The 22,879-nt window shown below is 38.1% G+C and carries 24 protein-coding genes, 1 pseudogene and 1 riboswitch; of the genes and pseudogenes, 9 read left to right on the forward strand and 16 right to left on the reverse strand.

Going from position 1 to position 22,879, the window contains the following annotated elements; all coding sequences use genetic code 11:
• Window positions 1–39: 39 nt before the first annotated feature.
• Window positions 40–237 (reverse strand): hypothetical protein, encoded by a 198-nt coding sequence (locus KZC02_RS25580; protein ID WP_221391258.1) that lies wholly within the window; start codon window positions 235–237, stop codon window positions 40–42.
• Window positions 238–405: 168 nt separating this feature from the next.
• Window positions 406–499, forward strand: a riboswitch (SAM riboswitch).
• Between the two features lie 160 nt (window positions 500–659).
• Between KZC02_RS25580 and KZC02_RS25585 the strand changes: the two genes are divergently transcribed.
• Entirely contained in the window at window positions 660–1,925 is a 1,266-nt protein-coding gene (locus KZC02_RS25585; protein WP_221391259.1) for a peroxiredoxin, read from the forward strand.
• A 56-nt stretch (window positions 1,926–1,981) separates the two neighbouring features.
• On the forward strand, window positions 1,982–3,166 hold the full coding sequence (locus KZC02_RS25590) for a cysteine desulfurase family protein (protein WP_221391260.1): 1,185 nt from the start codon (window positions 1,982–1,984) through the stop codon (window positions 3,164–3,166).
• A gap of 18 nt (window positions 3,167–3,184) precedes the next feature.
• Here KZC02_RS25590 and KZC02_RS25595 read toward each other — a convergent pair whose 3' ends face one another.
• The 5 genes from KZC02_RS25595 to KZC02_RS25615 all read right to left on the reverse strand — a co-directional run bounded on the left by KZC02_RS25595 (window position 3,185) and on the right by KZC02_RS25615 (window position 7,304).
• A complete protein-coding gene (locus KZC02_RS25595) occupies window positions 3,185–3,898 on the reverse strand; it encodes a hypothetical protein (protein WP_221391261.1) in 714 nt (237 codons plus the stop codon).
• Window positions 3,895–4,269 carry a hypothetical protein gene (locus KZC02_RS25600; RefSeq protein ID WP_221391262.1) on the reverse strand — a complete coding sequence of 125 codons (375 nt, stop codon included), beginning with the start codon at window positions 4,267–4,269 and terminating at the stop codon, window positions 3,895–3,897. Before KZC02_RS25600 ends, KZC02_RS25595 begins: the two co-directional genes overlap by 4 nt.
• A 3-nt stretch (window positions 4,270–4,272) precedes the next feature.
• Window positions 4,273–5,700 (reverse strand): MBOAT family protein, encoded by a 1,428-nt coding sequence (locus KZC02_RS25605; RefSeq protein ID WP_221391263.1) that lies wholly within the window; start codon window positions 5,698–5,700, stop codon window positions 4,273–4,275.
• Between the two features lie 165 nt (window positions 5,701–5,865).
• Window positions 5,866–6,819: an EamA family transporter gene (locus KZC02_RS25610; RefSeq protein ID WP_229253795.1), complete on the reverse strand. Its 954-nt coding sequence runs from the start codon at window positions 6,817–6,819 to the stop codon at window positions 5,866–5,868.
• A gap of 5 nt (window positions 6,820–6,824) precedes the next feature.
• Window positions 6,825–7,304, reverse strand: a complete 480-nt coding sequence (locus tag KZC02_RS25615; RefSeq protein WP_229253796.1) for an Lrp/AsnC family transcriptional regulator — start codon at window positions 7,302–7,304, stop codon at window positions 6,825–6,827.
• A 267-nt stretch (window positions 7,305–7,571) separates the two neighbouring features.
• Here KZC02_RS25615 and KZC02_RS25620 point away from each other — a divergent pair, with 267 nt between their 5' ends.
• The 3 genes from KZC02_RS25620 to KZC02_RS25630 are packed head-to-tail and all read left to right on the forward strand — an operon-like array spanning window position 7,572 to window position 11,356.
• The gene (locus KZC02_RS25620; protein WP_229253797.1) at window positions 7,572–9,530 is read left to right on the forward strand and encodes a UbiA family prenyltransferase; all 1,959 of its coding nucleotides are present in this window, start codon (window positions 7,572–7,574) and stop codon (window positions 9,528–9,530) included.
• Entirely contained in the window at window positions 9,523–10,212 is a 690-nt protein-coding gene (locus tag KZC02_RS25625; RefSeq protein ID WP_221391265.1) for a methyltransferase domain-containing protein, read from the forward strand. Before KZC02_RS25620 ends, KZC02_RS25625 begins: the two co-directional genes overlap by 8 nt.
• 10 nt (window positions 10,213–10,222) lie before the next feature.
• A complete protein-coding gene (locus KZC02_RS25630; protein WP_221391266.1) occupies window positions 10,223–11,356 on the forward strand; it encodes an NAD(P)/FAD-dependent oxidoreductase in 1,134 nt (377 codons plus the stop codon).
• Window positions 11,357–11,493: 137 nt separating this feature from the next.
• On the opposite strand, the gene KZC02_RS25635 is transcribed toward KZC02_RS25630, so the two are convergent.
• The 7 genes from KZC02_RS25635 to KZC02_RS25660 are packed head-to-tail and all read right to left on the reverse strand — an operon-like array spanning window position 11,494 to window position 16,499.
• Window positions 11,494–12,192 (reverse strand): lycopene cyclase domain-containing protein, encoded by a 699-nt coding sequence (locus KZC02_RS25635; RefSeq protein ID WP_221391267.1) that lies wholly within the window; start codon window positions 12,190–12,192, stop codon window positions 11,494–11,496.
• On the reverse strand, window positions 12,189–12,662 hold the full coding sequence (locus tag KZC02_RS25640; protein ID WP_221391268.1) for a sterol desaturase family protein: 474 nt from the start codon (window positions 12,660–12,662) through the stop codon (window positions 12,189–12,191). The genes KZC02_RS25635 and KZC02_RS25640 overlap by 4 nt, the downstream gene beginning before the upstream one ends.
• A gap of 6 nt (window positions 12,663–12,668) precedes the next feature.
• A complete protein-coding gene (idi, locus tag KZC02_RS25645) occupies window positions 12,669–13,220 on the reverse strand; it encodes an isopentenyl-diphosphate Delta-isomerase (protein WP_221391269.1) in 552 nt (183 codons plus the stop codon).
• A gap of 46 nt (window positions 13,221–13,266) precedes the next feature.
• Window positions 13,267–14,103 (reverse strand): phytoene/squalene synthase family protein, encoded by an 837-nt coding sequence (locus KZC02_RS25650; RefSeq protein ID WP_221391270.1) that lies wholly within the window; start codon window positions 14,101–14,103, stop codon window positions 13,267–13,269.
• A gap of 3 nt (window positions 14,104–14,106) precedes the next feature.
• A complete protein-coding gene (locus KZC02_RS25655) occupies window positions 14,107–15,474 on the reverse strand; it encodes a phytoene desaturase family protein (RefSeq protein WP_310590460.1) in 1,368 nt (455 codons plus the stop codon).
• A 13-nt stretch (window positions 15,475–15,487) separates the two neighbouring features.
• Window positions 15,488–15,610, reverse strand: coding sequence for an FAD-binding protein (locus tag KZC02_RS33170; RefSeq protein ID WP_310590377.1), 123 nt, complete (start codon window positions 15,608–15,610; stop codon window positions 15,488–15,490).
• A complete protein-coding gene (locus KZC02_RS25660; protein ID WP_221391271.1) occupies window positions 15,600–16,499 on the reverse strand; it encodes a MerR family transcriptional regulator in 900 nt (299 codons plus the stop codon). The genes KZC02_RS33170 and KZC02_RS25660 overlap by 11 nt, the downstream gene beginning before the upstream one ends.
• Window positions 16,500–16,626: 127 nt before the next feature.
• Between KZC02_RS25660 and KZC02_RS25665 the strand changes: the two genes are divergently transcribed.
• A complete protein-coding gene (locus KZC02_RS25665) occupies window positions 16,627–17,466 on the forward strand; it encodes a helix-turn-helix domain-containing protein (RefSeq protein WP_221391272.1) in 840 nt (279 codons plus the stop codon).
• Here KZC02_RS25665 and KZC02_RS25670 read toward each other — a convergent pair.
• From KZC02_RS25670 to KZC02_RS25680, 3 genes are all read right to left on the reverse strand, one after another.
• Window positions 17,463–17,639: a hypothetical protein gene (locus KZC02_RS25670; RefSeq protein ID WP_221391273.1), complete on the reverse strand. Its 177-nt coding sequence runs from the start codon at window positions 17,637–17,639 to the stop codon at window positions 17,463–17,465. The genes KZC02_RS25665 and KZC02_RS25670 overlap by 4 nt on opposite strands.
• A 690-nt stretch (window positions 17,640–18,329) precedes the next feature.
• Window positions 18,330–18,695, reverse strand: coding sequence for a glycosyltransferase family 2 protein (locus tag KZC02_RS25675; RefSeq protein ID WP_221391274.1), 366 nt, complete (start codon window positions 18,693–18,695; stop codon window positions 18,330–18,332).
• Window positions 18,696–18,698: 3 nt separating this feature from the next.
• Entirely contained in the window at window positions 18,699–19,628 is a 930-nt protein-coding gene (locus KZC02_RS25680; protein ID WP_229253799.1) for a lysylphosphatidylglycerol synthase domain-containing protein, read from the reverse strand.
• A gap of 72 nt (window positions 19,629–19,700) precedes the next feature.
• Between KZC02_RS25680 and ruvC the strand changes: the two are divergent.
• From ruvC to KZC02_RS25695, 3 genes and pseudogenes are all read left to right on the forward strand, one after another.
• Window positions 19,701–20,295: pseudogene (gene ruvC / locus KZC02_RS25685) on the forward strand (crossover junction endodeoxyribonuclease RuvC).
• Window positions 20,296–20,409: 114 nt separating this feature from the next.
• Window positions 20,410–20,601, forward strand: a complete 192-nt coding sequence (locus KZC02_RS25690; protein ID WP_221391275.1) for a hypothetical protein — start codon at window positions 20,410–20,412, stop codon at window positions 20,599–20,601.
• Between the two features lie 1,078 nt (window positions 20,602–21,679).
• A complete protein-coding gene (locus tag KZC02_RS25695) occupies window positions 21,680–22,858 on the forward strand; it encodes a TolC family protein (RefSeq protein ID WP_229253800.1) in 1,179 nt (392 codons plus the stop codon).
• Window positions 22,859–22,879: the final 21 nt, after the last annotated feature.

The following is a 22,879-nucleotide window of genomic DNA, read 5'->3' on the forward strand; positions in this document are numbered from 1 at the left end:
AAAAATGAGCTACGGCTCATTTTTTTGCTTTAGACCCAATCATTTATTTTGATCATAGCCCAGTGCAGCAGCAATCGCTTCCAATATTGCTTTTTTGCCTTCCTCAGATTTAACAATAAGTGCTGCTTCTAAAATATTATTTCTCCTAATTTCACAAGCAATGTGTAAAGCCTGAAAATTGCTTAAATCATTGTATCTGGATTTAAGCTCGCTGACAATCTCCGTTTCTGTTTTCATTTTACAATTAGAATTATTTGGTTGTGAAGTAAACTATCTAATAAAACGATATTTAAATCTCCTTAATTATCAAATAGTTATTACCCGGACAAATATTATTTTTGAAAAAACAGGGAGAGTTTTAGTTTTTCTGAAAAATAAAATTAACCTTTGTCTATCGAATTAGTAGATTTATCGAGAATGAAGGGAGAGGTTAGGCTCTATGATCTTCTGGCAACCTATGACCAATTAAGGTGCCCCAACCTAATTCTAAGGATAAATCTAAAAAAACCAATGGAATATTGAGTTGAAGGCGTGCCGAATTTAATGATGCAATTACCAGAAGGATATGAACTTTCTGAGATACATCATTTATATCACAGATCAGTTTATCGTTTAGGTTTTCAAAAATTACTCTATTACTAAAAGCAAAATTATAAGTAATGAAAATTAAAAGTTTATTTTTCGTAGGTACAATCAGTGCAGTTTTATTGTCTACCACTTTGCTGGCTCAAAATAAGCCATTGACCAATGGCAAATGGAGAGGTGTTTTTCAGGTTGGGCAAAGAGCTGTCCCTTTTAATTTTGAAGTCGCAAACGGGGCTGGCCAAGCACCGGTTTTGACGGCTACGAATGGAGACAGGAGAGATGATTTTAATGTAAAACATATTTCACGGGATTCTATCCAGGTTACTCTAAATACATTTGAATATGCCTGGTTTGCTAAAATTCAAGGTGACGGGAGCATTAGCGGAGTACAGAAAAGCCTGATCGCCGGAAATAAATCAACCCCGGTTTCTTTTACCGCACAGCCGGGACAATCTTATCGGTTTACAGAACCCGGGAAGGAAGTTGCTCCTACAACTAATTTGTCTGGAAAGTGGGTAATTAAAATCAAAGCAAATTCCCCAACAACTGGTAAACCATTACCCGATCGTGTGGCTGTTTTTGAACAAAAAGGAAATAAGCTGAATGGGATTATTCTAAGTGTTTCAGGAGATAGCAGGGAATTGGAAGGAAATGTACAAGGCAATGAATTTGAACTTTCTGGCTTTACCGGATCGGGTGTAGCTTACGTAAAAGGTAAGATCACGGATGATAAAACAATAACCGGTGCCATTGGTGCAGGTGCCGAACCTATCCTTTTTGAAGGTACAAAAGATGATAAAGCTGCTTTGCCTGATGCTTATGCATTGACTTTCCTGAAACCGGGATACGATAAACTGGACTTTACTTTTCCTGATGTAAATGGAAAATTGGTTTCGTTGAGTGATGAAAAATACAAAGGCAAGGTCGTTATAATTGAATTGATGGGAAGTTGGTGCCCAAATTGTATTGATCAGATTCAGTTTCTGGCACCCTGGTATAAGGAAAATAAAGCAAAAGGTGTAGAAGCAATTGCCCTGGCTTTTGAAGCAAAAGACGATTTACAATTCGCAAAAGGTACTTTGACAAAACTGAAAAACCGTTTTGATATCCAGTATGATATGCTTTTTGCAGGAAAAGTAGGAGGAGATATTGTTGCAGAAAAATTACCCGCAATCGACAAATTTATGGCTTACCCGACTACGATTATTGTAGGCCGTGATGGGAAAGTGAAGGAAATACATACTGGTTTTTCAGGAAAGGGAACCGGGCAGTTTTATCAGGACTATGTAAAAAAATGGAATAATGATCTTGCAAAATTAATAGCAGAACCATTGCCATGATCAATTATTGATCGACAACATAGATAGCTAATAACCAGATAATTGAAATTTTAAGAATGGAAATATATTGTGATAACGCTGCTACGACAGCAGTTGATCCCGAGGTAGTAAAAGCCATATTGCCTTATCTGACATCTAATTATGGTAATCCTTCATCAAGTCATTGGGCAGGCCGTAAAGTGAAAGAGGCCATTGCTTCATCTAGGCAGACTATTGCCGGTTTGCTTGGTGCCGATACGAATGAAATTTTCTTTGTGTCGGGAGCGACGGAAGCTAATAATCTTGCTTTGTCAGGAGCAATCAATGCTTACGAAATCAGTCATGTTATCACTAGTAAAATAGAGCATAAAGCAGTTTTACAGACCTTGGCTGTTTATGAAAAAGCCGGTGATATTGAGATTAGTTTTGTGAAACTGGATGACTTTGGGAATGTAGACCTGAAGCATTTGGAAAATCTTTTAAAAGCCAATCCGCAAACACTGATCAGCCTGATGCACGGTAATAATGAAATTGGGAATATAACCGATATCGCTGCAATCGGTGTACTTGCGAAGCAATACAATGCTATTTTTCATACAGATACCACACAAACAATTGGTAAACTTCCTTTTAATTTAAAAGAAATAAATATTGATTTTCTGGTTGGTTCTGCACATAAATTTCATGGGCCAAAAGGGGCCGGATTTATATATATCAATAAAAAGCATAAAATTAAACCGTATATAATTGGCGGAGGCCAGGAAAACGGGCAACGCGGCGGCACTGAAAATGTAATTGGTATTGTTGGTTTGGCAAAAGCACTCGAACTTTCTTACCGCAGTAAAGAAGTCGTACAAACCCATCTGGCAAAATTAAAAAAACATTTTATTTCAAGCCTGGATGATCTGACGATTGGCGGGATTACTTTCAATGGTGAAAGCAGGTCTGTACATAAAAGCCTTAACAATATTGTCAGCGTTGCCTTTCCGTGTTTATCGTCAGGTAATCTGGTTAGTAAGCTAGATAATTTAGGAATTGCAGTTTCGGGTGGAAGTGCCTGTTCTAATTTGGGTAGTGGAGGTTCACACGTTATCAGCGCGATCTATAAAAATCCGGACAAGGAAATTGTTCGTTTTTCGTTCAGCAAATTTAATACAATTGAAGAACTGGATTTTATTGTCAAAGCGATCATCAGTATATACCAGAAAGACCGTATAGAAGAAGCGAAAGATTACGTTCAAACTTTTAATCTGGCTTCCTGAAACAGTTTTTGAGATAAACTAAATCTTATTTTTAACGGTCAGGCTGTTCGCCAGTTCAGATTCCCTGCTATTTTCCTTTACCAGATTATTGACTGTTTTTAACCAATAACGCTGTCCGTGGGTGTTCCAGTGGCCATCTCCAACGTGATACCATTCGGGATGGTTTCGAACAGTGTCCTGAATAGAAAGAACTGGCGTTTTTAACAAAGGATGGTTTTCAATGCGCGTGATTTGATTGTTGTATTCAAAACGGTCGTTTTCACAAACGGTTACTTTATTGGGAACCAAGCAGAAATATACTTCATTGAAGCCCAGGGATTTATAGTAATCCCGCAAATTGTTCATATTGTTTACAACGGTGTCTACCGATCCGTCGGTAATTTTATAAAATGGAGATAAGCTGATTTTTTTGTCAGCCTCTACGTCATAAAATAAATATTGTTGGTTTCGGGAAATTAATGCGCCAGTATGTTTCCTGTCAAACCAGGTGAGCATGATTTCAGATTTTAACTCCTTGATTTTCAGAAAAACAGGAAAATTAAAAAATAAGAATTCAATCCGCTGATTGATCTGTTCACCAAATTTAGCCCACCAGAACGACGGTATTTCTTCCTTTATTTCCTCAAATTCATTTTTCGATTTGCCCTCAACTTTAAACCCTTTGCCAATATATAATTTCTTGTAATCGTCACGAAGGCGTTCCTGAATGGTGCGTTCTATGATTTCAATCACAAGTAATGACTTTTTTCAGGATCGAGTTTGACGGTTTGCGTGTTGACGCCCAGCCAGATATGCGAATTTTTATCACCAGCATAAAAGCTGGTATCCATCTGCGTAAAACTGTCCCCAAGCGTAAAAAGATCCACGTCTTTATAACGCATCACTGGTTTATCCGTTGGAAGCAGCATGCGGTTTTGCTCAAAATCTTTTTCCTTAAACTGTTTTAGGTTGGTCGTATTATAAAGGTCACCAAAGCGATATTGATCGGGTATCCAGCCTTTTGCAGCAATTTTTCGTTGTACATCCTTAGACAGGCTGACAAAAAGTAAAACTCCGGAAATCAGAAGTAATGAACGACGGACAAATCGATTTAAATAATTCATATCTCAGAACTGAAAATAGATAAATTGATTACTGGTAAAAACGCCGAACAGATAACAGAAGAGGCACGTTGGAATAAACAGAAACCAGAAAACACTAGTTTTTGGCATAAAATGAGCAAAATAGCGATCTTTAAAAATAAGCAGGAGGAGCAGCCCGATTGAAAACACATATTCCCCACTATTTATTGCTATGTGTGTGCCGGTGTAAGCCGATGGTGTGAAAATCTTTTGAATGATTTCAAATGCCTGGGAAACGCTGCTTGCACGAAAAAAGATCCAGGCAAATGCAACCAGTAAGAATGTCCAGATAATGTGAAACAATTTTACAAAAACCGGACCTCCCTTTTCAGCATGGTGTGGCCGGAAAATTCTATGTGTTTTAAAAATCTGTGCAAGTATGAGATAAGCACCATGTATGCAACCCCAGATAATGAATTTCCAGTCGGCACCATGCCATAAGCCGCTCAGTAAAAATACCAGCATAGTATTGAAATATAACTTTGCTTTGCCGTGACGGTTTCCGCCTAAAGGAATATAAACGTAATCCCGAAACCAGGTTGACAAGGATATATGCCATCGTTTCCAGAATTCAGAAATTGATTCGGCAAAATATGGTGCATTAAAATTGGTCATTAATTTGAAACCCATAACACGTGCCGTACCCAACGCAATGTCGGAATAGCCCGAAAAGTCACAGTAAATTTGAAAACAATAGAAAAAAGTAGCAATGAGCAGAGTAGAAGCACTCTGATTAGGTACATCGGCATAAGCTGCATCAGTTACCAAAGCCAGGCGGTCAGCAATTACAACTTTTTTGAACATTCCCCAGGCAATCAGAGTAAGGCCTGCCTTAATATTTTCCCAATCATAATCGAATTTTTCGCGAAACTGCCAGAGCACATTTTGTGGCCTTTCGATTGGTCCAGCTACCAACTGGGGATAAAACAGTACATACAAGGAGTAAATACCAAAATGATGTTCGGCTTTCTGGTTCCCGCGATATACCTCAATCGTATAACTCATTGACTGAAAAGTATGAAAGGAAAGCCCAATGGGCAAAATCAGAGAGGGAAACATGACGTGCAATGAAAGCATTTCATTTTTCCGCCCCATCATTTCTAACAAATAGGTGATATTATTATTTATAAAATCAAAGTATTTGAAAAATGAAAGAAAACCAATGTTTGCCACCAGACTAAGTATAAGCAAAAGCAACCGTTTATGTCCCGAAGCATTCTCTATCCAGATACCTGCAAAATAATCGACAACGATCACAACGCCCAGAATCAGCAGGTACACCGGAATAAAAGAAGCGTAAAAATAAGCACTGGCAGCAAGTAAAAGTACCCACCTTAGTTTCCAGGGTATGGTATAATAAAGCGTTGTAACAAAAATAAAAAAGAATAAAAAGTGTAGTGAATTAAAGAGCATTACTTTCAAAATAAGCGATAAAATCCAAAGTAGTTCATCTTGGCCGATGTCGGACGGAATCGCAACGTTGAGTTATCCTGCAAATATAGAGCTATCCTGCAAATAATCGGATCGCTTGCAAATGAAATACGATTATAGCTACTGATGAACTTAGAAGATCAAGGCTTATGCTGTGGTTAGTGTTTTGGTAGAAGTTTTGCGGTATTTGTGTAAGTTAATCAGCAATACACTGCCCAGAATGATCAGAAGCCCGATAATTTGAATTTGCGATATGGTTTCTTTTGCAAAAAATATCCCAAGTAATACCGCCACTATAGGGTTTACGTATGCATGTGTGCTTACTTTTGTTACTGGCTGCACTTTCAATAACCACACATAAGCACTGAATCCGATAATTGATCCGAAAATAACCAGGTACACAATTGCTAACCAGGCATCTGCGGATATATTTTGTAAGTTCACATCCATTATTTCACCGCTAACGGTGCTGGACAACACAAACGCAATACCTGCGGCCATCATTTGCCAGGTTGTGTTTACCGTCGCAGAACTTTGGCCAGGTTGATATTTGGAATACAAAGAACCACCTGCCCAGGACATTGAACCTAATAACACAAATACCATTGCAATGAGATCCCTGCTGCTATTCAGCGATGAAAAAGAGCTGACAATTCTTTCGCTGAAAAGTAGTACAACCCCGGCAAATCCAATCAGTAAGCCGAAAATGGTTGATTTATTGCTGAAATTTTCTTTCCATTTTGGTTTATCCAATAGCACAAACCAGAGTGGGGTGGCGGAAATCATAATTGCAACCATTGCACTGGGAAGGAATTGCTCTACCCATATTACGATCCCGTTGCTAACAAATAAAAGCAGCAACCCGGTTATCATGGCCGGTTTGATCAGTTTCCATGAAAAAACTTTTTCTCCCTGGGTTATACACCAGATCATCATTAATAATCCGGCTGCTACAAAACGGAATGCCCCTAAAATAAGCGGAGGAAAACCAACCAGGGCTTTTTGAATAAAAAAGTAAGTTGATCCCCACACAACATAAATAATAGCATATGCCATTACGAGCATAAAGGTTGACGGAGTTTGGTTTGATTGCGTTTTCACGGTTTCTATTTTTCTGGTATTACCAATTGTTGTTCTTCTTTCACTGTTTCCAGAACGATGGTTGTTCGGGTAGAAAGAATATTAGGAATTTTACTGAATTGATTCCGCATCAGATCCATAAGTGAGGCCGAATCTGCCGTCCTCACTTTAACCAGATAACAATCATCACCTGCAATGTGATGTACTTCCTGCACTTCCGGTATTTTAGCCAGCGCCTTTGCCGTATTATTACTTGCCATTCCTTCCGAAGATTTCATGGAAATAAAAGCGAGTAATTTCTGGTTCACCGCCGATGGATTGAGCCTTGCAGTGTATTGCAGGATCACATTTTTTTGTTCAAGCTTTTTGACCCGTTCGAGTACGGCCGAAGGAGCCATTTCGAGTTCCCGGGCCAGATCTGCATTAGAAATTCGTGCATTTTCCTGCATCAGTTTCAGAATGCTCAGGTCAATCTTATCCAAAACTATATCGTTTCCGCTTATCATTCTGTAAAAGTATTGCAATTCAGAATATAAGTCAATATTAATTATATATTTTTGAATTAAATTCGAAATTATTTACTAATTGGTTATGATTGTTCTTATGTGTCAGAGATATGCCGTCAAAAAACTTACTTATTTTTGGTTATGTTTTTCAATTGGGTTGGTAACCGGTATTATTTAAGTTCAGCAAGAATCTGTAATGCTAAACCGGAACAAGATTTTAAAGGCATTAATACATAAAAAGACATTCTTTTATGTATAAATTTGTTTATGCTCATAGATGGAAATACGATTAAACTTCTGAGAATTCCTTTCTCTTTTTTCCTGTTGCCTTTGTTTCTGTTTGCTCTTAGCCAGGCAGAAACTATTTTATTTCCGCAGGCTTTGTGGGCATTTATCATCATTCATTTCCTGGTCTATCCCGCAAGTAATGGATATAATAGTTATGTTGATCGTGATGAAGACAGCATTGGTGGTTTGGAAAATCCTCCTTTACCGACTATCCACCTGTTTTACACCACTGTTGTTTTGGATATTGCCGGAATCGTTTTAGCTGCATTTTTCGTAAGTATACCATTTGCTTTATGCCTTGTTCTTTACATTGCCGCGTCAAGAGCATATAGTTCAAGGCAGATCCGTCTAAAAAAATACCCGGTTATTGGCTTTTTGGTAGTGATAATTTTCCAGGGCGCTTTTACCTATTATATGTCAATTGCCGGAATAACCGGAAAACTACTTGAACTGAACCGGGAAAACATTTTTGTATTGCTTGGTTGTTCGTTCCAAATAGCCGGGGCTTACCCATTAACACAGATTTACCAGCACAAACAGGATTTAAAAGACGGCATTACGACACTGAGTTACAAACTGGGATATATTGGAACGTTTACTTTTACTGCATCCATGTTTTTGCTTTGTAATGTTTTTTATTATCTGTACTTTATAGAACAGGATCTTGGAACAGTTTTTTACACGGTCCAGGTATTCTTTTTGCCTATTATCGTTTATTTCGGCTATTGGTTTTATCTGGTCAAAACAAACGTAATAAATGCCAGTTTCAAGAATACAATGCGCATGAACTGGATTGCAGCAATTTGCATGAACAGTTGTTTCCTACTACTAATTTATATTAATCATTTTCCTTTGAGTTACATTACTGCTATTGAGACAGCCGTTCCGGATCATTGCTTTTCTCAGGAAATCCTGACTTCGTTTTACATTAAATCAACCGAGGATTTAACGAATAAAAGAAAAATTAAAATTGTAGCCAGTAAAACCGGTATCGAGAAAAGGTATTCTGTTATTTCTGATTTTGATAAAGAACCGGAAGAATACACATTTTTTAACAAGACAAAAACGCTTCTGCCTGAGCCTGGATTAACGCAAAGAATGCAGCTTTATCAGCAACACGCTACTGCACTCTCAATAAAGGCAATTGAGAAGATCAAAGGTTTTGAATTTTTGAAAAAATCTATTACACATCTGATAACGGTGACCTGCACGGGCCTTTTCGCTCCCGGACTTGACGTAGAGTTGATGCGTGAGCTTGACTTGAAACCTTCAACACAACGCAGCAGTATCAATTTTATGGGTTGCAATGCAGCCATTATTGCACTGAAACAAGCCGATGCTATTTGCAGAAGTCAGCCAGATGCGAAAGTATTAGTGGTTTGTACAGAACTTTGTACTATCCATTTTCAAAAAAGATACAACGACGATTATATACTTTCCAACCTTCTTTTTGGAGATGGTGCCGCGGCAGTAATAGTTAGTTCGAAACCCGCAGGAAACTACAATGCCGGTGTGCAGATCAATTCCTTCAATTCTTTAATACTGCACAATGGATATTCGGATATGGCCTGGCAATTATCGGAAACGGGGTTCATTATGAATTTAACTTCCTATGTACCGGATCTGATACGGGAAAACATTAGGCCTATGCTGAAATCTATTCATCTGAAACCGGAAGACATCAGACACTGGGCGGTGCATCCGGGTGGAAAGCGAATTGTTGATGATTTTGCGGCTGCACTGGAACTGGACAAATGTAAACTGGAACCGACGTATAATATTTTGAAAAATTATGGGAATATGTCGTCTCCAACGGTTTTGTTTGTATTAAAAGAAGTACTTGAAAAAGTGAAGCCGGAGCATAAGGGAAGTAAAGCTTTTGCGGCTGCATTCGGGCCGGGTTTAAGTATTGAGACGATGCAGCTGCAATATGTTTAACCGAAGAAGTGATAAAAAAGAACTGCTTGACGAGGATAATATTCCAGCAAGAGATTTATTCCAAAATCTAAAAGAACTGGATTTTATCAATCATTGGCTTGGCGGATATAATATTTCTTTTTCTGCATTAAAGAAAGTCATCAAACCGGGCCGCAATTATAAACTGGTTGATATCGGTTGTGGGGGAGGAGATACATTAAAACGGATCAGTAACTGGAATAGAAATTATGAATATAAACTGGATTTATACGGCATTGATCTTAAACCGGTTTGTATTGAATATGCAGAAACACATTTAACAGATAAATCCATTCAATTTATTTGTGACGATTACCGAAATATTTTCCTACACTTAGCAAATGTCGATATTATACACGCCTGTCTTTTTTGCCATCATTTATCCGAAAATCGATTAATTGGTCTGGTGAAATTTGCGCTTGAAAACCAATCTGTTTTGGTAATTAATGACCTGGAAAGAAACCCGCTTGCTTATTATTCCATTAAATATCTAACACAACTTTTCTCTAAATCGTATCTTGTTAAAAACGACGCACCATTGTCTGTACTGCGTGGTTTTAAAAAGAAAGAATGGTTAGAAATTCTGGAAAAATCGGGTGCAGTAAAATATTCCGTTCGTAATAAATGGGCATTCCGGCATGAGGTGATTGTATATGCAAATTAAAAAGTAATTCATGGAATTTCAATCCGGATCATTTGATTGTGCTATTATCGGAGGCGGTTTGGCAGGCCTTTGTCTGGCCATTCAACTGGTTGAAAAAGATATTTCTGTTGTATTGTTTGAAAAAAATAAGTACCCTTTTCATAAAGTTTGCGGCGAATATATTTCAATGGAAAGCTGGGATTTTCTTAGCGGATTGGGTTTACCATTAGCTGAACTTGGCCTGCCTGTTATTCATCAGTTAGGGATTAGTTCTGAAAAAGGTTTTATGCTAAATCACTCCTTACATATGGGTGGTTTTGGAATTAGCAGGTACAGCCTTGATGATTATTTAAGTAAAATTGCAATAGAAAAAGGTGTAGTCATTTTTGAAAACTGCAAAGTGAATTCAGTTAATACTATTTTCGTTAATAATTATGAAATAAACAGTACCAGCGGATCATTTTCTTCAAAAGTTGTTTGCGGAAGTTATGGAAAATATATGCCGGCTTTTATGCAAAAGAGTATTAATGTTGTAAAAGAGAATAGTAATTATATTGGTGTAAAATATCATATCAAAGCTGATTTACCATCAAACAAAATTGAATTGCACAATTTTACAGATGGTTATTGCGGAATTTCAAAGGTTGACAATGATTGGCATTGTTTATGTTATCTTACTACTTCCAAAAATTTGCACGAAAATGGAAAGGATATCAAACAAATGGAGGAGAATATTCTTTATAAAAATCCATTTCTTGAAAAATACTTTACCCAATCTGAATTCATAAATTCAAATCCTCTGGTAATCAGTAATGTTCAGTTCAGTAAAAAGTATACTGATTTAAATGGCATTTTTCTATTAGGTGATGCTGCTGGTTCAATTACACCATTATGCGGGAATGGAATGAGTATGGGAATGCGTGCATCAAAATTACTGGCAACTGAATTAATTAAGTTATTTGCCAATAAACAACTAAAAAAAGAAGTTATAGTAAATTATAAAGCCTCATGGAATCAGGCATTTAACCGCAGGATTATGGCCGGATATTACCTTCAGAATCTGTTTGGAAAAAGAAATACCACGGATTATGCGTTAAGAATTTTATCAGGATTGCCATTGATTACCAGTAAATTGGTTTCATTAACACATGGTGAGAGATTCTGATGCTTTGAGATTTATTTAAATGGTTGTTATACGCCTCCGGGATTGTGTCAACAATTTTATTTAATATGACTACCGATATTCCATCGCTCCGCAATTGTTCATTAATACCGTTAGGCATTTAACGGACATTACCCAATTTATTTTTTAATTATTTCCTTTCTTTGCATAAAAAATTCAAAGAGAAACGTATTCAGCAACAACATCAGCATTCCATAAAAAAAATCTTCAAATGGAATTGTAAAAAATCTGAATCCCATATTTTCTGCATCATTATACCAAACAACAGGTTTTTCCAATCCAGTTCCCGTTAAAATTCCATTCACAATAAAAAATGGAATCAACAAAAACATGTGTGAATAATAAAACAAACTCAACCATTGAAATTTTACTACATATTTTAAAAATAATAGAAATAATGTAAGTCCGATTGCCGTATAAAAAGTATACAATCTGTCATGGAAGTATATTCCTAATCCTATTGTCATAGTGAGTACAATCCATGTAATTAAATTTTCATATTTTAAAACAAATTTATTTCCCAAATAAATTCTAAAACAGAAATAGGTAAACAGACACGCATACGGAATACAAATAAAGAAAAGGATTTCTTCAATTGGCAGGTGAAAAAAATAAACGTTGAGTAAATATGATGCTGTAAATCCCCATACCCCAATTTGAGTAAAGTGACTATCCCATATTATAAATGGAATTGTAGAAATTAAAATGGCTGGCCAGAGGAATTGCCATTTTTTATATAATGCTATTTGAGGATGAAATGAAAACAAAAACGGAATTGATATGGCTGTAATATCAATGAGCAGGTACGTGAAATTCATTTAGCCATAGAGTTTTTAGCTTCTTTAAAATATTTTAATGGTACCCAAAGCATACCGAAACACTCTCCCTGATGTTTTCCCAAATGTTTATGATGCATTTTATGAGCTCTTCTGATTGCTTTTAAATATATGGAATCCGTATTCCGGAAAATTTTAAAACGCTGGTGTATAAATATGTCATGAATCGTAAAATAGGCAAATCCATAAATCGTAATTCCTAATCCAATCCAGAAAAATGCATTCATCCCATTATTTAGCCCAAATAGTAAACAAAGAATTCCTGGAATAGCGAAAATGACAAAGAAATAATCATTTTTTTCAAAGAAATCCCCATCGTCTCTTTGATGATGGTCATGATGCAAAAACCATAAAAAACCATGCATCAGATATTTGTGCGCCAGCCAGGCAACACATTCCATTCCCACAAATGCGGCTAACACAATTGATGTATTGATAATCCAGGGATTCATGTCAGATCAAAATTTAATTTTATCAGCGACTTCGTCAAAACATATTTTAAGCCATTCGGTATATCTGGCAGGATTTTGTTCCAAATCTGTCTTTAATTCCTCTATTGTAACATATTTATAATTTGATACTTCGGAAGTATTAATAATGGGTTCATGATCCGAAATTCCCCAAAAAATGTGGTCCAGCTCATGTTCAATCAATCCATTTTCAAGCTCAGCTTTATATATAAAAGAATAAAGAAATTCGAGGGAGGCCTGAATGCCCATTTCTTCCTGCAAGCGTCGTACTGCACCACTTGCCGGACTTTCATGTGGCAACGGATGGCTGCAGCAGGTATTGGACCAAAGGCCTTCGGAATGATATTTCCCCATAGCTCTTTGTTGTAACAGAATCTCACCTTTGGAATTAAAAATAAAAACGGAAATCGCGCGGTGTAAAACACCTTTTTGATGCGCTTCTAATTTTGGCATATAGCCAATTTCATCATCGTGTTCGTTAACCAGAACCACTTCATTATCATTTAAACTGGTATTCAAATTTTCAGGAGCTAATAGCATTTTATAAGCGTTAAAGTTCAGTGTTCGGTTTTACAACAACGATTTGTTATAAAAGATCAAACTGGTGCCGTACTAATGAACGAAACATTAAACCGATTTTATTGTAATCCGGAATGCGAATCCTTGCATCCATTACTTTTTCAGGTGGCGTTTCTTTAATTCTAAGGAATAATTTCAGGTAATAATAATAGGCCAGGTATACGCCTCTTCTTGCACCGGCAGGTAATCTTTTTATGCCGATTAACGCCTGTTCGAAATCCGCTTCGATTTCTTTCTGGATTACTTCCTTTTCCTGAAATGAGAAATGATTAAAATTTACTTCCGGGAAATAAGTTCTGCCAAGCATCTGATAGTCAGCTTTAAGGTCACGAAGGAAATTGACTTTCTGAAAAGCGGCACCCAGTTTCATGGCATAAGGCTTAAGGTCGTTGTATATTTTGTCATCGCCTTCTGCAAAAACGCGCAGGCACATGAGCCCCACTACTTCCGCAGAACCCAAAATATACAGATCATATGAATCGCTGGTGTGTTCCTTTTGCATCAGATCCATTTCCATGCTCTTCAGGAAAGTATCAATCAGTTCCCATTCAATGTTATAAGTACGAACAACCTGCTGGAAACTGTTCAAAATTGGATTAATACTTATTCCGTCACGGATCGCTTCCACCGTGTCTTTCCTGATTTTATCCATCAAAAAGACTTTATTGTAATCGTGAAAGCTGTCAACAATTTCATCTGCAAGCCTTACAAATCCATAAATGCCATAAATAGGTGCGTGGAATTCTGTTTTAAGAAAATGAATACCTAGTGAGAATGACGTACTGTACAACTGCGTAGTTTTTTTGCTGCATGAAGCTGATAGATTGTCAAATAAAATTTTCATACGTTACCTGTTTAGGAATTTGAGTAGTTCATTCGCTGCAATTCGTCCTGAAATAATGGAGGGAGGTACGCCGGGGCCAGGCACAGTAAGCTGGCCCGCATAGAAAAGATTCTGTACTTTTTTACTTTTTAATTTTGGTTTGAAAATGGCTGTCTGCATCAGCGTGTTGGCTAACCCATAAGCATTTCCTTTATATGCATTGTAATCATTTATAAAGTCGGATGTTGCATAACTTTTTTTATACACTACATGGCCCCGGATATCTTCACCCGCAAATTTTTCCAAACGGCTCATTAACAAATCATAATACCGTTCACGTGTTGCTTCAGTATCCTCTAAACCAATCGCTATCGGCATCAGTACAAACAAATTTTCACTCCCTTCCGGGGCAACAGACGGGTCAGTTTTGGAAGGGCAGCAAACGTAAAATAGCGGATTGTCCGGCCACTTTTTATCCTTGTATATTTCTACGGCATGCTGTTCAAAATCTTCGTCGAAAAATAGATTGTGATGCCGCAGCTTATCAATTTTTTTGCTCACTCCCAGATAAAAAAGCAAACATGATGGAGCAAAAGTGCGTGAGTCCCAATATGACTCCGGATAAGATCTGTAACGGTCTTCCAGCAGAGCATTTTCAATATGATGATAATCAGCGGAACCGATCACAGCATCAATTTTTTTACTGCTTCCATTACTGTGTAAATGGCTGATCTCTCCTGAATTAATTTCAAGATGACTGACAGTTTCAGATGTACGGAAAGTAACCCCAACATCCTCAGCAATTTTTTGAAATGACCTGGCAACTTGCCCAAATCCGCCCATCGGGTAAAACGTTCCTTGTTTCAGTCCTGAAAAATTCATCAGGCTGTACATTGCTGGTGTATCTTTTGGCATTGCGCCCAAAAACAATACTGGAAATTCAATTAGGGCAAGCAACCTTGGATCTTTAAAATAACGCCTTACATGTTTGCTGAATGAAGTAAATATCTGAAGTTTCAGAGCATCCTTAAATAACTGCAGGCTGAAAAACTCAGTAATAGAATGGCCCGGTTTGTAAACCATATCACCCATGCCAACATGGTATTTGAATTCACCTTCTGCAATAAATTTTTTTAGTTTATCAGCAGCGCCGGTTTCGATACTTTCGAACAACGCACATACTTCGGTAAAATCAGCTGGTATATCCAGCACTTCACCGGCACCAAAGATTACAGCAAAACCCGGATCCAGTTTTTTTAATTCGTAAAAATCAGATGTTATATTTCCAAAAAGATTGTAATAGCTTTCGTAAACATCAGGCATCCAGTACCAGCTTGGCCCCATATCGAACATAAAACCATCACTTTCAAATGTCCTTGCCCTGCCGCCAATTCCAGCATTTTTTTCATAAACAAGTAACCCTGCTGCCGTTCATAGCCATTACTGCTGATGCAGCCATGCCCGCAAATCCGGAGCCGATCACCGCTACTTCGGGAGCCTTTTTAAATAATGTTTTTTTATAAGTCATCAGGTTTTTTAACGATATCAATCAAACTATCAATGGACGATATAAAGCGTACTTTTTTATCGGCAGAAGCCTTGCGAATAAGTTCATTATCTCCGGAAATACAGATATTTAATCCATTAAAATCCGCCGTCAACCGGCTAAGCAGCTGCTCCATTTCTTTGTCCGGCTGTTTTCTGACAACAAAGGAATAAATGTGAGTCGGCTTACATTGGGAAACTACTCCGAAAAGATTCTCGTACGGAACCCGTGCTCCCAGATAAATGACTCTTTTACCATACTGCCTTAATAAATAATATGCAAACAGCAACCCAATCTCATGGTCTTCTTCTTCATTCAGAAACAGGATCCAGGTTTGATCAGGATTATCGGGTAAGGGCAATGTATCAATGGCAGAAAATAACTTTTGTCTGATCAGATTTGATAAAAAATGCTCCTGTGCAGGAAGCAAATCGTCTTTAATCCACATGAGTCCGGTTCGAACAAGCAATGGATAAATAATCTTAACGTATGTTTTATTTAATCCCATTCCTTTAACGGAATTGGAGAACAATACATCAAAAAGCGTTCCATTGTACGTTGAGATCGCAATAAGCGCCTCGTTAATAACAGCTTCAATATGAATATCACTCTGAAAAGAATCTGCTATGATCAAATCAATCTCATCGGCAATCTCTTTCCGGCTAAGTTTGCTGACATGGGAGATTTTCATCCCATTACGGATTAACGTACATACATTCAAAAGTTTCTTTAACTGGTCATCATTATAAAACCTGATGTTGGAATCTGTCCTTTCAGGCTCTAAAAGACCGTAGCGCTGTTCCCATATTCTGATAGTGTGGGCTTTCTGGCTACTGATCCGTTCAAGATCCTTTATAGAGTATGTTGACATTTTGTTTAACTTTTATCAAAAATAGTTAAACAAAATTATTTTACATATTTTTTGCTAAAAATAAAATTTGCTATTACATTTGATATTGTAAGTATCTAATGTTTGATTTTTTAAATATCAATTGATTATGAAAGCTCAGGAAATGTTTTGGTCAGTGAATATTAAGTTTCTTCGGTTACGTCAGAAGCTAAGCCAGGAAGCCCTGGCAGAGAAGTTAGGGATCACGCGCGTGAAATTAAATGCGCATGAAAGCGGAAGAACTACTAATCCAACAATTGATGATCTTATCAATTTTTCTGAGTTATTCAGGATGAGCATTGACAGTCTTTTGAAAATTGATCTGAGCAAATTGTCAGAACAAAAAATCAAGGATCTTGAACTTGGCAGTGAGCTGTTCATGAAAGGCAATAATATTCGTGTACTGGCTGTAACGGTGGATAAAGACGAAAACGAAAATGTAGAGTACGTTCCTGTAAAAGCAAAAGCAGGTTATCGTTCCGGCTATAATGATCCGGAGTTCTTGGCGAGCTTACCAAAGTTTAATCTACCAAACCTGCCTAAAAATGGTACATTTCGTATGTTTCCGACTATTGGAGATTCTATGCTTCCTGTGCCGGAAGGCAGTGATGTTATTACGCGTTATGTACAGGACTGGACAAGGCTGAAAGCTGAAACTCCCTGCATTGTTATTTTAAAGGGTGAGCAGGATTTCGTTTTCAAACAGGTTACCATCAAGCTGGATGGAACAATGCTGCTTCAGTCTTTTAACAAACAATATTTTGCTTACACAATTCCGGTTTCAGAAGTGATTGAACTGTGGGAATATTACAGTTTTCACAGCAAGCAATTGCCAGAGCCGCAAACAGATATGCAGCAGCTTTTAAAAATGCTGCAGGAAATGCAAATGGAAATCAAAGAATTATCGGAGCGTCCTTATAAAAAGAAGTTTACTGGTGGTAATAACTAAACCAGTTTGCGTCCTTTCCATTCATATTCCGGCCTTTGCGCAGCGAGTCCGAACAGACAGACATAAAACGGATAAATAATTTGGGTAACCGGAATATAAATAATTGATCTCTTTTTTTGAAGAAAACCAAGTACTAAACCCAGGAAAATCCATTCCGGTATACATTTGATCATCCATAATATTGCCAGTTCGCCAAGTTCTATATTTCCGGAAACATAATAAATAATGGAAAGTATGAGAGACAGGTTGCAAAGGAAGATATAGAGTGCTAATACAAGCGGAGTTTTACTTTGATAGTGCTTCCACTTACTGGCCCAGCGTTTTCTTTGGCCGCGGGGCGGGCCGGCCGCCCCCCCCCAGCCCCCCCCCCCCCCCCCCCCCCCCCCCCCCCCCCCCCCCCCCCGCGCGCGCGCGCGCGCGCGCCCGCCCGCCCGCGCGCGCGCGCGCGCGCGCGCGCGCCCCCCCCCCCCCCCCCCCCCCCCGGCCGCCTCATTTTTTTTTTTTTTTTTCACACACTTTAAAAAAAAAAAAAAAAAAAAGATTGGTTCTGGCCGATACGGGGGAGCTCCCAGAACTGAGAGAGACTCCCCCCACGATTTTTTTTTTTTTTTTTTTTTTTTTTTTTTGCTGCAGCAGGACACGGAAAACTCATGACATTTGAAAAGTTCCCACGATACGGGAGGCTGTGGGCAGGAGAACCGCGCTTGATTTTTGACAATGCAGGTTTAAAAACACACACACACGCTCACTGGGCACTGTGGGTTGACTTGCCCCTGGACCCTCTGCCGTCGTTCTGTCTGGTGTATGATTGCTTTTTGCACGTCCTTCTTCTTTTAATGCATGTGTTCTTTATTGTTCTCTTTTTATTGATGGAAGAATCTGTTGAAATTGGGTAAATTAATTAAACGAATATTTATTTTTAAGCTTTTAATGCATTGATTGACAATAGCTTCTGTATTATCAGTAGAGCTGTCATTCATTACAAGCACTTCAAACTGATCTTTTGGAAACGTTTGTTTATTGATGTCAGAAAGAAGTGATAAAATATTTTCTTCTTCGTTTCGTACAGGAATAATTACGGTAATAAAGGTTGATGTTTCAGATTGGCCGGGATATTGTGTTTTCAGCTTAGACCATAAAACGGTAAGTCCAACAGTGAAAATGGCATAACTGACCAGAAGAAACCAGATAAAAGGTAGTAACCAGGAAAAAAGGTGATGTTCGGGCATAATTTATTTGATCACATTTTTCCATTTATATTTCCAAATCAGAAAAATTCCGATCAGAATTGGCCCTAATACATTGATAATCCAGATTAAAAATGTGGCTGCGATAATTTCTTCTGCCGGCAAATTGTATTGTTTGAAGACAAAAAGTGCTGTGAATTCCCTTAATCCAAGATCACCTAAAACGTTGATAGCTGGAATTAATGTTTTGGCAAGAAAAATGAGTGCAACACAAGAGCTGAGTTCGGGATAGGTAAGTGGAAAATCAAACAACGAAAGTGCCAATACAAACTGTGTCAGAAAAACGAAATAACGGAACGTTCCATATGCGGTAGACAACAGCAAGTCCGCGGCGGTATATTCGCCGATTATTTTCAGATAGGAATGTAGTTTTTGCAGATATGGCCTGGATGGATGCCAGTTCATCAATTGTTTCCTGAACAAAACAACAATCCAACCCAGGGTTATAATAATGACTAATAAAAGATTTAAAAGTTGTTTGCTGTTTTCAGTTATTGTTAAACGATCCTTTATGAAAAACCAGCCCAAAGCGCCGATTACCACAGATACATAAAACTGGATCCCATTGGAAACAAGGGCTGCACCAATTGCCAGCAACCGCTTGTCTGAACGTAATGCAGCGATGCGGCCGATGGTATCTCCTAATTGAGCAGGGGCAGCAACGCCAATGGCAAGCCCGGTTAATGTCCCTCGAAAAGCGTCCCAAAAACTGATTGGAACTACTTTCCTAGCTAACTGTCGCCATTTCAGGCTTTCCAAAGCCCAGTTGAGCGGCACCAGAATAAGCATGAAGGTTAATATGGGAAAGTGTTCACGTGCTAAAATTCTTTGAAAAACGTCAGCAACATTTCCTATACCTTTTTCTTCGTTTCGAAATGTAGTAACGATATAACTTATTATCAGGATGGTAACCATGAGCTTTCCGATCCACAAAAGCTTTCGCCAGCTTCTTTTTCTTTTGACAAATAGAGTTCCTTATCTTGCACCATGATAAAAATGCAGCAGGCAGACGCTACCGAAAAGGTGATTATTGGAGTAGATCCCGGAACCCAGATTATGGGCTACGGGGTAATATCGGTAAAAGGCCAGCAAATTACTTTGATGCAGTATGGTGTGATTCATTTGAGCAAATATACTACGCATGAGCTGAAGTTGAAGAAAATCTTTGAGCGTATCACACAACTTATCATTGATTACCTGCCTGATGAGATGGCAATTGAAGATCCGTTTTATGGAAAAAACCCGCAATCCATGCTAAAACTGGGCCGTGCTCAGGGAGTGGCCATGGCGGCTGCATTGGCGAGGGATATTCCTATTGTCGAATATTCTCCGAAAAAGTGAAACAATCAGTAACTGGTTCGGGTAGTGCATCTAAGGAACAGGTTGCTTATATGCTGGAAAAAATCCTGAACATGGAATTAAGTAAAGAATTTATGGATGCCACAGATGGAATCGCCATTGCAATCTGTCATCATTACCACGCAAATTCCCCGGCCGCCGCTGCTTCCACGACTTCCAAAAATCAAAAAAAGGAGGTTGGGGAGCTTTTATCACTGAAAATCCCAAAAGGGTTAAGAGTTGAGGAGTTAATGAGTATAGAGTTAATGAGTTCAGAGTTAGGTGCAGAAAAGGGCTACCTCATTTTTTTACTCTGGACTCCTAAACTCATAAACCCTTCACATTATCTCCCCGGATAATGGCATCATCAAAAGAAATTGAAAAAATTACACGCGGTTTGATCTTCCATGATGATCTTAAAATGCCGGTGCTCATGGATTTCAATAACAAACATTTCCTTGTCGAAAGGCAGCCAATGTTCACTGAATTTTGTTTTCTGAAACGCAATGGCTGCATCGTACAAAGTGAAAATCTGGTCCAGGTCTTCTAATGTGTTGTTGGAAAATACTATATAATGCTTTTTGAATTACAATGTTTTTTAAAATCTAAATATAGAAACAGTTGTATTTAGCAGTGAATCAGGTATCTGTGAAATACCATCGAATTCATAATTTCAACAGAATATGATAATAATAAGACCCGGAATTCTTCATTAATAAAATTTTAATGGTATTAATTTAATAAACCCTTGAATGAATCAAACGTTTGTTTGCTAAAATCAAACGATCGTTTGATTTTAGTTTTTCTATGTGTTATTTTTGTATCGTCATTTAGCCAAACTATTAACTGGCAGGTAACTGTGACTTAGCAATGGAATATAACACAAAGCAAATACAGATTATTGAGGTAGCCAGAAGAATTTAACATTTGCCGTTTTACAGGACTTCCCATAAGGGATACCTTCGAAGCCAAATCAGCCAATACTTATCCCCACCCAGTGTCCCCTATTGGCTTTTGGTTCCCCAAAGAAATCAATTGACTCATTTTAATATGTCCCCCTACCCACACTGGTGTGCAACCATGGGGCCAGATCTCATAGAACTGACCTGTGTCCCATCTCGTGTTCTCGGCCCCAACCCCATTCAAGGAAAGAGCTTCCCACCTCCCATCTTGCCCCTGTCCCATTCATGTGCTGTTATAAACCTGTTCTGCCCCATGTGTGTGCTTTCTGCCTACAATTTGGACTTTGGCTTATGGGTTGCATCAAATGGGTCAAATATCAACAAAAATATGAGAAATTCTCTTCCTTACCCATCAATCTGATGTTTTTTTTGGCTTCTGCCATATCATGGGCATAAGTTTGGACAATGAAAACTTTTCATGGTAACTTTTGTTGAAGGTTTATCCAGCTTTTTGGTAGTTATGTGAAGGCCTCATAAATTTTCTTTTTTTTGGCATCAGCTTTTCTAGTTTCAGCTTCTACAATCTTGCTTCCCATTAATTCTGCTGAGCATTTCCAACTTCTTCTGTTGGTCTGTTTGTTCCTTCTGTACTTAATTTGCTATTGAGTTCCAGTTCTGAGCTTCTGGTCTCTCTGGCCTCAGTTTATAAATATTCTTTCTTTAAAATTGAGTCAAACCAATATTGATCTTGCAGGACTCAATATTCGCCAGATAAAAGAAAACCAGCTGCCAAGTTTAAGTGTTTCAGGATCTTATCTGCGTTTAAATACGCCTAACATTAACCTGAAACTAAACCAGAGCGGAGGTGATAGTACCGGAAGCTCCCTTTCCGTACATCAGGCTATGTATGCAATGGCAAGTGCGTCTTTACCTTTATTTTCAGGATTTAAGTTTAAATATGGCCTGGAATCGGCAAAATACCTGGAACAGGCTGCAAGACTGGATGCAGATAATGACCGCGATGCAGTTATCCAGAATGCCATTGCTGCATATGGGAATTTATATAAATCAAGAAAATCGGTAGATCTGGTTGCGGAAAACCTGAAAAGGGAACATGAGCGTGTTATTGAATTTACTAACCGGGAAAAAAACGGGTTACTTGCCCGTAATGATCTGATGAAGGCCCAATTACAGGAATCCAATGTACAGCTTACGTTACTTGATGCAGAAAATGCTTTGAGAATAACAACGATCAACATGGACCTGCTGCTCGGTTTACCGGAAAATACTTCCCTTGAAGCAGATTCGAATAGTTTTATTTCCTTAAAAGAAGAAGGAAATGTGAATGACTGGGAACAGAACGCAATCACGCACAGAAAGGATATCGCAGCAAACGGTATTCGTCAGAAAGCAGCTAATATTGATATCAAAACTGCCAAATCTGATTTTTATCCGAGTGTTGCTCTGACAGCCGGTTATGTTGCTTTGAGTATTCCGGGTGTGGCTACAATCCCCAATGCGATGAATGCCGGGATCGGTTTTAAATACAACATTTCTTCGTTCTGGAAAACCGGTGCGAAAATAGCGCAGGCACGTACGTATGAATATCAGCTGAAGACCAACGAAGAAATTTTAATGGATCGCCTTCATCTGGAAGTGAATACGGCTTATTATAATTATGTTTTGAGTAAAAAGAAAATTGATGTATATGCCAAGGCGGTTGAACAGGCCGACGAAAACTATCGGATTACTAAAAATAAATTTGATAACAGTCTGGTCACGACCACTGAATTACTGGATGCTGACGTAGCGCAGGTTCAGTCTAAAATCAATTTTGAATCAGCAAAAGCAGATGCAATTGTAGCTTATAAAAAGCTGGAACAAACAGCCGGCGTTATCAATTAATGTGATTATTCAAACCAAAAA

This window comes from Dyadobacter sp. NIV53 (assembly GCF_019711195.1).
GTDB lineage: Bacteria > Bacteroidota > Bacteroidia > Cytophagales > Spirosomataceae > Dyadobacter.

Bases quoted from the DNA above. Each gene is read 5' to 3' on its own strand.
- KZC02_RS25690 (WP_221391275.1), top strand. From the start codon at position 20,410: ATGGCATCATCAAAAGAAATTGAAAAAATTACACGCGGTTTGATCTTC.
- KZC02_RS25625 (WP_221391265.1), top strand. From the start codon at position 9,523: ATGTTTAACCGAAGAAGTGATAAAAAAGAACTGCTTGACGAGGATAAT.
- KZC02_RS25630 (WP_221391266.1), top strand. From the start codon at position 10,223: ATGGAATTTCAATCCGGATCATTTGATTGTGCTATTATCGGAGGCGGT.
- KZC02_RS25650 (WP_221391270.1), bottom strand. From the start codon at position 14,103: ATGAAAATTTTATTTGACAATCTATCAGCTTCATGCAGCAAAAAAACT.
- KZC02_RS25680 (WP_229253799.1), bottom strand. From the start codon at position 19,628: ATGGTTACCATCCTGATAATAAGTTATATCGTTACTACATTTCGAAAC.
- KZC02_RS25580 (WP_221391258.1), bottom strand. From the start codon at position 237: ATGAAAACAGAAACGGAGATTGTCAGCGAGCTTAAATCCAGATACAAT.
- KZC02_RS25605 (WP_221391263.1), bottom strand. From the start codon at position 5,700: ATGCTCTTTAATTCACTACACTTTTTATTCTTTTTTATTTTTGTTACA.
- KZC02_RS25665 (WP_221391272.1), top strand. From the start codon at position 16,627: ATGAAAGCTCAGGAAATGTTTTGGTCAGTGAATATTAAGTTTCTTCGG.
- KZC02_RS25640 (WP_221391268.1), bottom strand. From the start codon at position 12,662: ATGAATCCCTGGATTATCAATACATCAATTGTGTTAGCCGCATTTGTG.
- KZC02_RS25675 (WP_221391274.1), bottom strand. From the start codon at position 18,695: ATGCCCGAACATCACCTTTTTTCCTGGTTACTACCTTTTATCTGGTTT.
- KZC02_RS25615 (WP_229253796.1), bottom strand. From the start codon at position 7,304: ATGATAAGCGGAAACGATATAGTTTTGGATAAGATTGACCTGAGCATT.
- idi (WP_221391269.1), bottom strand. From the start codon at position 13,220: ATGCTATTAGCTCCTGAAAATTTGAATACCAGTTTAAATGATAATGAA.
- KZC02_RS25585 (WP_221391259.1), top strand. From the start codon at position 660: ATGAAAATTAAAAGTTTATTTTTCGTAGGTACAATCAGTGCAGTTTTA.
- KZC02_RS25660 (WP_221391271.1), bottom strand. From the start codon at position 16,499: ATGTCAACATACTCTATAAAGGATCTTGAACGGATCAGTAGCCAGAAA.
- KZC02_RS25590 (WP_221391260.1), top strand. From the start codon at position 1,982: ATGGAAATATATTGTGATAACGCTGCTACGACAGCAGTTGATCCCGAG.
- KZC02_RS33170 (WP_310590377.1), bottom strand. From the start codon at position 15,610: ATGACTTATAAAAAAACATTATTTAAAAAGGCTCCCGAAGTAGCGGTG.
- KZC02_RS25620 (WP_229253797.1), top strand. From the start codon at position 7,572: ATGCTCATAGATGGAAATACGATTAAACTTCTGAGAATTCCTTTCTCT.
- KZC02_RS25600 (WP_221391262.1), bottom strand. From the start codon at position 4,269: ATGAATTATTTAAATCGATTTGTCCGTCGTTCATTACTTCTGATTTCC.
- KZC02_RS25635 (WP_221391267.1), bottom strand. From the start codon at position 12,192: ATGAATTTCACGTACCTGCTCATTGATATTACAGCCATATCAATTCCG.
- KZC02_RS25670 (WP_221391273.1), bottom strand. From the start codon at position 17,639: ATGATCAAATGTATACCGGAATGGATTTTCCTGGGTTTAGTACTTGGT.